The following is a 10,447-nucleotide window of genomic DNA, read 5'->3' on the forward strand; positions in this document are numbered from 1 at the left end:
GGCTGGAATCGCGCTTGCGGCCGGGCTCCGGCTGGTGCTTCAAGGGCCTCTTGTTCGAGCACGGCCGGCCGCCGGCCCCGCGAGAGGAAGACCCGCATGTCCCGCATCGTCTACGTCAACGGCCGCTTCGTGCCCTTCGAGGAGGCGACGATCCCGATCATGGACCGCGGGTTCCTGTTCGCCGACGGCATCTACGAGGTGAGCGCGGTGCTGAACGGGCGCCTCGTCGACAACGAGGCCCACCTCGCCCGGCTCGACCGCTCGCTCGGCGAGATCGGCATCCGCAATCCCCACTCGATCGCCGAGTGGACGAAGCTGGAAGAAGAGCTGGTGACCCGCAACGGCCTCACGGAAGGCCTCGTCTACATGGAGGTGACCCGCGGGGTGGCCGAGCGCGACTTCGCCTTCCCGCCCGAGGGCACGCCGCCGACGGTGGTGATGTTCACGCAAGCAAAGAACGTCTCGGCGAACCCGCTGGCCGAGCGCGGCGCCAAGGTCATCACCGTCGAGGACCTGCGCTGGAAGCGCCGGGACATCAAGTCGGTGGCCCTGCTGGCCCAGGTGCTGGCGAAGCAGCAGGCCGCCGCGGCCGGCGTCGCCGAGGCCTGGATGCACGAGGACGGCTTCGTCACCGAGGGCGGCTCCTCGACCGCCTTCATCATCACCGAGGATAACCGCATCGTCACCCGCCCGCTCTCGACGGCGCTTCTTCCGGGCATCACCCGCCGGGCGGTGATGCGGCTCGCCGAGGAGAACGGCCTGAGCGTGGAGGAGCGCGCCTTCACGGTCGAGGAGGCGCTGGCCGCGTCCGAGGCGTTCTTCACCTCGGCCTCCGCCTTCGTGATGCCAGTGATCGAGATCGACGGCACCCGCGTCGGCGGCGGCCAGCCCGGCCCGATGACCCGGCGCCTGCGCGGCCTCTACCTGGAGATGGCGGCGAACGGCTGAGGCTTGGTCTGCCGGCCAGCGCCGAGGCGGCATCGGGAACCGCTGCCCCCGGAATGCCCGAGACCTTCTCGGATATTTCGTGGCATGCCACATGCATGCTACAGATTATAACAGGGTTGGTCACTATACAGGACAATGTCGCGAGAGCCTCGCCTCACATGAGCAGGCCTCGATGCCAACCACGTGAGTGATATCCACCTCGTCATCCCGGGGCTCGCTGCAAGCGAGAACCCGGGATCCATAACCGCCGGCGGCTCAAGACCGAGCGGAACGCTGTCAGCTCCTTCCTGAATCGTCGGCGGTTATGGATCCCGGGTTCCGCTGCGCGGCCCCGGGATGACACGGAGGGTATCGCCTCGGTCCGCCCACGCAGATGAAGCTCGCAGGTCGCTGTCGCATACTGCGAGCGTCGACATCTCTCGCGCCTGTTCTCCTGGAGGCAAAGCGGCATGAGCACCGAGCACGAGACCGACACCCTCCTGCCGCCGATGTACCCTGGCGAGGTGCTGCGGGAAGAGTTCATGGTGCCGCTGAACTTGACGGCCTACGCCATCGCAAAGGCATGCCGCGTGCCGCGCACGCGGATCGAGCGCATCGCCCGCGAGGAGATCGGCATCACGGCCGACACAGCCTTGCGGCTCGGGCGCTACTTCGGGATGGACCCACAAGTGTGGGTGAACCTTCAAAGCCGTTTCGACCTTCTGACGGCCCGCAACGCGATCGGTGCGGAAATGGACGCGATCCGCCCCCTGGAGCGGGGGGCTGCCTAGGCACCTGCGCCGGCAGCGGCGAACGGCGAAAGCCAAGCGGGGCCGGAACTGACGGGAGCCGGCCCTGTTTCCCCCAGGAGACCCAACTCTTGGGAGAACCCGAATGTCCAAGCTGACGCGCGGCGGGCTGGCCGTGCTGGCGATCGTCGCCGGCGCCACCGCTGCCCTCGCCCAGTCGCCCGAGGTGCCGCTGCAGGGCCGCACCCGCGACCCGAACCTGCCGCCCCTGAACCAGACCATCCCCGAGAAGGTCCGGCCCGGCGACGCGACCTCGAACGCCGACAAGTCCGACACCACCGGCTCGACGCTGAGCGACAAGCTCCAGCGATCGGACGGCGTGATCAAGCCGCCGGCCACCGGCACGCCGGACATGGCGGTGACGCCGCCGGAGCCGACCCCGAACTCGACCCCGGTGATCAAGCCGGGCGAGCTGCCGGGCCAGGGCCCGAACACACAGGCCAAGTAGGCCCACAGGCAAAGTAGAGCCGGACACCTCCGCGCATGGCGCATCTCCCGGGCACAGCTTGATTTCCCGGCCGGGATCGCCGAAGAGCGCACACGCGTGACACCATCCGCAGCCGATCAGCCCCGCGCCTTCTGCGCGCCGGGGCTTTTCGCGCGGCGGGCAGGGACGGGTATTTTAGATATGGCGAACGTCGTCGTCGTGGGCGCCCAGTGGGGCGACGAGGGCAAGGGCAAGATCGTCGACTGGCTCTCCGAGCAGGCCGACGTCGTGGTGCGCTTCCAGGGCGGGCACAATGCCGGCCACACCCTCGTCATCGACGGCGTAACCTACAAGCTGTCGCTCCTGCCCTCGGGCGTGGTGCGCGGCGGCACGCTCTCGGTCATCGGCAACGGCGTCGTGGTCGATCCCTGGCACCTCGTCGAGGAAATCGCCAAGATCGGCCAGCAGGGCGTGGCGATCACGCCGGAGAATCTGCGCATCGCCGACAACGCGACGCTGATCCTGCCGCTGCACCGCGAGCTCGACCATTTCCGCGAGACCTCGAACGCAGTCTTGAAGATCGGCACCACCAAGCGCGGCATCGGCCCGGCCTACGAGGACAAGGTCGGCCGCCGGGCGATCCGGGTCGTCGACCTCGCCGACGCCGAGATGCTCGACGCCAAGATCGGCCGCCTGCTCGCCCACCACAACGCCCTGCGCCGGGGCCTCGGCATCGACGAGATCGACGGCGCGGCGCTGAAGGCCGAGCTTCTGGCCATCGCCCCGAAGATCCTGCCCTTCGCCGACACGGTGTGGTCGCTCCTCGACGACGCCCGCCGCTCCGGCAAGCGCATCCTGTTCGAGGGCGCGCAGGGCGCCCTCCTCGACGTCGACCACGGCACCTACCCTTATGTGACCTCCTCGAACATCGTGGCGGCGCAGGCGGCGACGGGGTCGGGCCTCGGCCCGGGGGCGATCGGCTACGTGCTCGGCATCGTCAAGGCCTACACCACCCGGGTCGGCGAGGGGCCGTTCCCGACCGAGCTCACCGACGCGATCGGCGAGCGCATCGGCGAGCGCGGCCGCGAGTTCGGCGTCGTCACCGGGCGCAAGCGCCGCTGCGGCTGGTTCGACGCCGCCCTGGTGCGCCAGACCGTGCGGACCTCCGGCATCGACGGCATCGCGCTCACCAAGCTCGACATCCTCGACGGCTTCGAGACGATCCAGATCTGCACCGGCTACCGCCTCGACGGCCGCGAGATCGACCACCTGCCGGCGAGCCAGGCCGACCAGGCCCGGGTCGAGCCGATCTACGAGGCCTTCGAGGGCTGGAGCGAGACCACCGCGGGCGGGCGCTCCTGGGCCGACCTGCCGGCCCAGGCGATCAAGTACGTGCGCCGGATCGAGGAGCTGATCGGCGCGCCGGTCGCCCTGCTCTCGACCTCGCCGGAGCGGGACGACACCATCCTGGTCCACAACCCCTTCGAGGATTGAGGGGAATCCTGCGCGCATCCGGCGGGCGAAGCTTGACGCCCGCCGCCCCGCACGACAAGGCATGCGGCGACCATGGCCGATTACTATCCCCTGCTCGCCCGCGCCCTCGAGGCCCTGCCCGACCGTTCGCCCGACCTGCGGCACACGGTCTATGAGCGCGCCCGCGCGGCGTTGATCGGCCAGCTTCGCTCCCTCGATCCGCCCCTGTCGGAGGCCGATATCGAGGCCGAGCGGGTCTCCCTCGACCGGGCGATCGCCCGGCTCGAGATCGAGCATGGCGGCCCGCCCGAGCCGGAGCCCGCCCCGCCCACACCGCCTGAACCGCCCCGGGCGGCGCCGCCGGAACCGACAGCGCCGCCCGAGCCGCCGCGCGCCGTCGCTCCCCCTGCCCTGCCCGAGCCGTCGCCCCCCGAGACCTCGGCGCCGCACCACGCCGACGCCCTGCCGGAGGCCGGCCCCCCGGTCGAGCTGAAGCTGCCGCCGGCGCGGCCGCGCACGCCCGACCCCGCGGAGGAGCCGGGGACTACCGATCCGGGTCCCCAGCGTCCCCGCCTCGACGTGGTGGCGCCCAAGCGCGACCGCTCGCGGCTGGTGCGCAACGGCGTCGTGGCGGCGGTGCTGGGGACAATCGTCGGCGCCATCGCGGTCACCGCCTGGTCCTTGCGCGACAACCCGGCCGCCCTGCCGGCGGGCTTTGCCGAGAACGGTCCCAACCGGCCGGCCGAGAACCAGGATTCGAAATTCGCCGACCGGGTCGGCGGCGAGCGGGCGCCCCAGGCCCCGGCCTCCGCGCCGGCGGCCCCCGCCGCCGCCCCGCAGGGCAGCGCCCCGCGCCCGTCGCCGACGCCCGACATCGCGGTGGCGCAACGCGGCACCCTCTACGAGGAGAACGGCCCCCAGGGCAGCGCCCCGAAGGCGACGCAGGCCCGGGTGGTCTGGCGCCTCGACGCCGTGAACGGCGGCCAGGGCCAGCCGCTCCAGACCGTGGTGCGGGGCAATGTCGACGTGCCCGACGCGGGCCTGAGCCTGGCGATGGTACTGCGCCGCAACACCGACGCGACTCTGCCGGCCTCGCACATCCTCGAACTCACCTTCACGGCGACCGACCCGAACCGCACCGTGCGCGACGTCGGCCTGATCCAGTTCAAGGACGACGAATCCGGCCGCGGCTCCCCGGTCTCCGGCCTGCCGGTGCCGGTGCGCGACAACCTGTTCCTGATCGGCCTCTCGAACCTCAAGGCCGATATCGAGCGCAACACCGACCTCCTGCTCAAGCGCAACTGGATCGACCTGCCGATCCGCTACGCCAACGGCAACCGCGCGATCCTGACCTTCGAGAAGGGCAATGCGGGGGAGAAAGTGATGCGGGAGGCGTTCGAGCAGTGGCAGCCGTGAGCCGCCGCATCCCGGCCGGGCGGCCGTAAGCGGCGACTCTCTCTCATCCGGCTCGCGCCGTCCGCCTCACGCCGCCCGGATCGTCACGAGGAAGCGTCCGACCTCGGCCGTGAGGTGCTCGGACTGGCGCGACAGCTCTGAGGCCGAGGCCAGCACCTGGGACGCCGCCGCGCCGGTATCCTCCGAGGCCCGCGCCACGCCCGCGATGTTGCCGGTTACCTCGGAGGTGCCGCTCGCCGCCTGCGCCACGTTGCGGACGATCTCCTGCGTGGCGGCTCCCTGCTGCTCCACCGCGGCGGCGATCGAGGCTGCGACGGCGTTGATCTCCTGGATCCGGCCGGTGATGGTGCCGATGGCGCCGACCGCGAGGCTCGTCACGCCTTGCACCTGGCCGATGCGCTGGCCGATCTCCTCGGTGGCCTTGGCTGTCTGCGCGGCGAGTTCCTTCACCTCGGCCGCCACCACGGCGAAGCCGCGGCCCGCCGCCCCGGCCCGGGCCGCCTCGATCGTGGCGTTGAGGGCAAGCAGGTTGGTCTGGCCGGCGATCGAGGAGATCAGCCCGACCATGGCGCCGATCTGCTCGGCGGCCTGGCTGAGCTCCTGCACCAGCAGCGAGGTCTGATCGGCCTCCGCCACCGCGGCCTGGGCGAGACCGGCCGAGCCGGCGACCTGCCGGCCGATCTCCTGCACCGCGTTCCCCAGCTCCTCGGCGGCGGCCGCCACCGTGCCGACATTGGCGGCGGCCTCCTCGGCGGCGGCCGCGACCGTGGTCGACTGGGCCGCCGTCTCGGCCGCCGTCGCGGTCATCTGCTGGGCGGTCGCCTGCAGCTCGGTGGCCGAGGACGAGACGATGCCGACGACGCCGCCCACCGCGCGCTCGAATCCGTCGGCCAGCTCGATCATCGTGCGCCGGCGCTCCTGCGCCGCGGCCTCGTCGGCGAGCCGCTTGATCTCCGCCTGCTCCATGGCCTTCCGGGCCACCAGGGCCTTGATGCCCTCGACGGCGCGGCCGACGGCGCCGACCTCGTCGCCGCGGGACGCCTCCTTGATCTCGGCGTCGATCTCGCCGGCGGCCATGCGCTGCAGCACCACGACGAGGCGCCCGAGCGGGCGCGTGATGCCGAACACGGCGATCAGGATCGCCGCCAGGAGACCGGCCGTCATGCCCGCGGCACTCAAGCCCATCAGGCTGGCGCGGGTGGCGTTGGTCTCGTCGGTGAGGTCGTCCGACCCCTTCTCCATGTAGTGGCGGATGTCCTCGGCGAGCGAGGCGCTCTCGTCGATCATCGCCTTGAAGGTCGGGTCGATCTCCCGGTGCACGAGGTCGATGGCCTCGGCGTTGTGGTTGGCCGAACCGAGGCGGCGCACCTCGCCGACCCCCTTCACGAAGCGCTCGATGCGGGCGACCTGCGCGTCGATCCGGGTCGTGAAGGTCGGTGCCTCGTTCCGCAGGTCGGCCAAGGCCTGCGTCAGCACCGGCACCGTGGCCTGGAACCCGGCATCGGCGGCCTTCATCTGGGCGTCGTCGGTCTCGGCGATGATGCGATAGACCCAGTAATTGAGCGTGAAGGCGAGGCCGTTCACGCGCCGCGCGGTCGCGACGGCCCGCGCCTCCCGCGTGATGAACAGGCTGTAGGCGTCATCGATGCTCGTCATGCGCGACTGGGCGTACCAGACGCAGCCGGCGACGATGAGGCCGATCGCCACGATGACGCCGACGAGCTTGTGCAGGATCTTGACGTTGGACAGCCGCAGCATGGACCGACTCCGTTGGGGTGATCCTTGGCTACTTCCGCATGGTTAATGGGAAACGTACCGGTACCAGGCATTCGCCACCTCGCAGTGAGCCGCGACGGATATTACGGTAACGCAACGGCACATCAGGGGCAGGGACCGGGCGGGAGCGCACCGCGCTGAGGCGTCGTCGGGCAGATCCGTCGAGCCACGCATGGCCGCCCTACCCGAGACCGGCTGGGAGCGGGCCCTCCCATCGGCTAAGCGAGACCCCCGACTTCCGCACCGCGGGCCTGGTGCGGATCTCGTAAGGCCCGACCCGACGACAACCCCGCCCCGAGACGCCCTCATCATGACCAGCGCGGTCCTGCTGGCCCTCCTGCCGATCGTCATCCTGACGGCCCTCGGCCTGGCCCTGCGCCGCCGCCGCTTCCTCGCGGAAGCCTTCTGGCCGCAGGCCGAGCGCCTCGGCTATTTCGTGCTGCTGCCGAGCCTGTTCTTCCACAGCCTCGCCACGGCGCAGGTCGAGGCGGTGCCGGTCGGCGCGCTCGCCCTGACGCTGATCCTCTCGACCCTCGTCGTGGCGGCCCTCGTCGTCGCCCTGCGGCCCGCCCTGCGGATCGACGGGCCGGCCTTCACCTCGGTGTTCCAGGGCAGCGTGCGCTTCAACAACTATGTCGGCGTCACGCTCGCCGCCGGGCTGTTCGGGGCCAAGGGGATCGCGCTCGCGGCGATCTGCAACGCGGCGATCGTGCCGACGGTCAACGTGCTGTGCGTGCTGGTCTTCGCCCGCCACGGCGCGGCGCGGCTGACGCCGCGGGGCATCCTCCGGCAGCTCGCTACCAATCCGCTGATCGTGTCGTCGCTGGCGGGCCTCGCCGTCCAGCTCCTCGGCTGGGGCCTGCCGCCGGGCCTGGAGCCGGCCTTGCGCACGCTGGGCGCGGCCTCGCTGCCGGTCGGCCTGCTCTGCGTCGGGGCGGCGCTCGAATTCCAGGGCGCCCGGGCCTGGATCCGCCCGGTGGCCTCGGCCTCGGCGATGAAGTTCCTGGCGATGCCGGCGGCCACCGTGCTGGTGGCGCACGGCCTCGGGCTGCATGGGCCGGCGCTCACCACGGCCCTGCTGTTCCAGGTGCTGCCGACCGCCTCCTCGGCTTACATCCTCGCCCGCCAGCTCGGCGGCGATGCGCCGCTGATGGCGGGCATCACGGCGGTGCAGACCGTGCTGGCGCTGGTGGCGATGCCCCTGGTGCTGATCGGCCTCTCGATCGTGGTGCCGATGGGGTGACCGGCCGGCCTACCTCAAGCCGGCACCCCCGCCCGCGGCGCCTCGCGAGTGGCGAGGTTGCGCTTGACCGCGTCCTGCACCTTCTCGAAGGCCCGCACCTCGATCTGCCGCACCCGCTCGCGGGAGACGCCGAACTCGCTCGACAGGTCCTCCAAGGTGATCGGATCGTCGGCCAGCCGCCGGGCCTCGAAGATACGGCGCTCGCGCGGGTTGAGCACGCCGAGCGCATCCTTGAGGGCGGCGAGGCGGTTCTGCCCCTCCTGCTCGCGGGCGAGCACGGTCTCCTGGGTTGGGCTGTCGTCGACGAGCCAGTCCTGCCACTCGCCCTCGCCCTCCTCGCGCAGGGGGGCGTTGAGCGACGCGTCGCCGCCGAGGCGGCGGTTCATGTCGATCACGTCCTGCTCGGGCACGCCGAGACGGGTGGCGATCTGCTTGACCTGGTCGGGGCGCAGGTCGCCCTCGTCGAGGGCGGAGATGCGGCCCTTGGCCTTGCGCAGGTTGAAGAACAGCTTCTTCTGGTTCGCGGTAGTGCCCATCTTCACGAGCGACCACGAGCGCAGGATGTATTCTTGAATCGCCGCCTTGATCCACCACATCGCGTAGGTGGCGAGGCGGAAGCCCTTGTCGGGGTCGAAGCGCTTGACGGCCTGCATCAGGCCGACATTGCCCTCGGACACCACCTCGCCGATCGGCAGGCCGTAGCCGCGATAGCCCATGGCGATCTTGGCCACGAGCCGCAGGTGGGAGGTCACGAGCTTGTGGGCGGCGTCACGGTCGCCGTGCTCGCGCCAGCTCTTGGCCAGCATGTATTCTTCCGTCGGCTCCAGCATCGGAAACCGGCGGATCTCGTCGAGGTAGCGCGACAGGCCCCCTTCGTTGGCGAGCACGGGAAGTGCAGCAGCCATTCCAACCTCCTAGAAGCTCCCCGCAAGACATGGGCGAGCGCGAACGACCTCCCGTGGGCCAGCCGTTCGATCCGCCACCATAGCAGAGAGCGGTCCGGCCCGGTAGCGACGGGTGTCGCGACTAACGCGTGAGGCGGCGTTTTGTGTTGCCGTGGCGGTTCGCCGCGTGCGGTGCCACACTGCCGCAGGGTGAATTTGGGTAGGGAAACCTCGCGCAGGGTGATCCCGATTCTGCCCCCTCGTCAATGAGACGTGCGGGGCGGGGCTTCTCATCCCGGGTTCCGTACCGCCAAGGTCCCGCGAAGCCTCGCTCTCAGGGCGTCAGTGCCGCGATCAGCCGCGCCATGTCGGCCGGCGGCGGGCTCTCGAAGCGGAGCGACTCGCCGGTGCGGGGGTGGCGGAAGCCGAGGAGCGCCGCGTGCAGCGCCTGCCGGCCGAGCGCGTCGAGCGCCGCGCGGGCCTCCGGTTCGAGGCGGTTCGCCTTGGTGCGGAACGCCGCGCCGTAGGTCGCGTCCCCGAGGAGCGGGTGGCCGCGATGGGCGAGGTGCACGCGGATCTGGTGGGTGCGCCCGGTCTCGAGCCGGCAGCGCACCAGACCCACCGCCTCCCGCTCCCCGAGCACGGCCTCCGTGCGGTAATGGGTGATCGCGTGCCGGCCACGGCCTTCCCGCACCACCGCGATCTTCTCCCGGTTGCGCTCCGAGCGGGCGAGCGCGGCGTCGATCGTGCCGGTCGCGGGATCGGGCAGGCCCCAGACCAGCGCCAGGTAGGCCCGCTCCAGCGGCCCGGTACGGCCGTGATCGGCGAATTGCGCCGAGAGGTCCTGATGGGCGAGATCGGTCTTGGCCACCACCATCAGGCCGGTCGTGTCCTTGTCGAGACGGTGGACGATGCCCGGCCGCGCGACCCCGCCGATGCCCGAGAGGCTCGCCCCGCAATGGGCGAGCAGCGCGTTGACCAGCGTGCCGCTGTCGTTGCCGGCGCCCGGATGCACCACGAGCCCGGCCGGCTTGTCGATCACGATGAGGTCGTCGTCCTCGTAGATCACCGCGAGGTCGCGGGCCTCCGGCTCCGGCTCGGCCGGGCGCGGCGGCGGCACCGTCACGGCGACGCGCTGGCCGCCCACGACCTTGGCGGAGGGATCGCCGGCCGGCGCATCCTCCAGGGTCACCTGACCCTCGCGGATCAGCGCCTGCAGGCGGCTGCGCGACAAATCCGGCCACAGCCGCGCCAGGGCCCGGTCCAGGCGCTCGCTTCCCTCCCCTTCCGGGATCACGCCCACCCGTACGTCAGCCTCGCTCAACCCCACCACGTCCTGCCGCCTTTCTCGAAAACGTCGCCGGCATACGATTTCGGGCTTGTGCCCGTCCAGGCCCGTCGCTATACCGCCGCCATCCCGCCGGGCCAGCTCCCATCGTCTAGCGGTCTAGGACGTCGCCCTCTCACGGCGAAAACAGGGGTTCGAGTCCCC

At 71.2% G+C, this 10,447-nt stretch carries 9 protein-coding genes; 6 read left to right on the forward strand and 3 right to left on the reverse strand.

Annotated features, from left to right (window positions below):
• Window positions 1-96 precede the first annotated feature (96 nt).
• The 5 genes from ABZT49_RS02615 (at window position 97) to ABZT49_RS02635 (ending at window position 5,052) form a co-directional block, all read left to right on the forward strand.
• Window positions 97-948 carry a D-amino-acid transaminase gene (locus ABZT49_RS02615; protein WP_355282640.1) on the forward strand — a complete coding sequence of 284 codons (852 nt, stop codon included), beginning with the start codon at window positions 97-99 and terminating at the stop codon, window positions 946-948.
• 449 nt (window positions 949-1,397) lie between these two features.
• Entirely contained in the window at window positions 1,398-1,718 is a 321-nt protein-coding gene (locus ABZT49_RS02620) for a HigA family addiction module antitoxin (protein ID WP_355282643.1), read from the forward strand.
• 103 nt (window positions 1,719-1,821) lie between these two features.
• A complete protein-coding gene (locus ABZT49_RS02625) occupies window positions 1,822-2,184 on the forward strand; it encodes a hypothetical protein (RefSeq protein ID WP_355282646.1) in 363 nt (120 codons plus the stop codon).
• A gap of 180 nt (window positions 2,185-2,364) precedes the next feature.
• Window positions 2,365-3,657: an adenylosuccinate synthase gene (locus ABZT49_RS02630; protein ID WP_355282648.1), complete on the forward strand. Its 1,293-nt coding sequence runs from the start codon at window positions 2,365-2,367 to the stop codon at window positions 3,655-3,657.
• Between the two features lie 72 nt (window positions 3,658-3,729).
• Entirely contained in the window at window positions 3,730-5,052 is a 1,323-nt protein-coding gene (locus ABZT49_RS02635; RefSeq protein WP_355282650.1) for a histidine kinase, read from the forward strand.
• A gap of 66 nt (window positions 5,053-5,118) precedes the next feature.
• Here ABZT49_RS02635 and ABZT49_RS02640 read toward each other — a convergent pair whose 3' ends face one another.
• Complete coding sequence (locus ABZT49_RS02640) at window positions 5,119-6,810, reverse strand: HAMP domain-containing methyl-accepting chemotaxis protein (RefSeq protein WP_355282652.1); 1,692 nt, start codon at window positions 6,808-6,810, stop codon at window positions 5,119-5,121.
• 328 nt (window positions 6,811-7,138) lie between these two features.
• Between ABZT49_RS02640 and ABZT49_RS02645 the strand changes: the two genes are divergently transcribed.
• On the forward strand, window positions 7,139-8,071 hold the full coding sequence (locus ABZT49_RS02645) for an AEC family transporter (protein ID WP_355282655.1): 933 nt from the start codon (window positions 7,139-7,141) through the stop codon (window positions 8,069-8,071).
• Window positions 8,072-8,085: 14 nt separating this feature from the next.
• Here ABZT49_RS02645 and rpoH read toward each other — a convergent pair whose 3' ends face one another.
• Together rpoH and ABZT49_RS02655 are read right to left on the reverse strand one after the other, a co-directional pair.
• Window positions 8,086-8,976: an RNA polymerase sigma factor RpoH gene (gene rpoH, locus ABZT49_RS02650; RefSeq protein WP_165080104.1), complete on the reverse strand. Its 891-nt coding sequence runs from the start codon at window positions 8,974-8,976 to the stop codon at window positions 8,086-8,088.
• A gap of 313 nt (window positions 8,977-9,289) precedes the next feature.
• Window positions 9,290-10,279, reverse strand: a complete 990-nt coding sequence (locus ABZT49_RS02655; RefSeq protein WP_355282657.1) for an RluA family pseudouridine synthase — start codon at window positions 10,277-10,279, stop codon at window positions 9,290-9,292.
• Window positions 10,280-10,447: the final 168 nt, after the last annotated feature.

It is taken from the genome of Methylobacterium sp. EM32 (genome assembly GCF_040593685.1).
Taxonomy (GTDB): Bacteria; Pseudomonadota; Alphaproteobacteria; order Rhizobiales; family Beijerinckiaceae; genus Methylobacterium.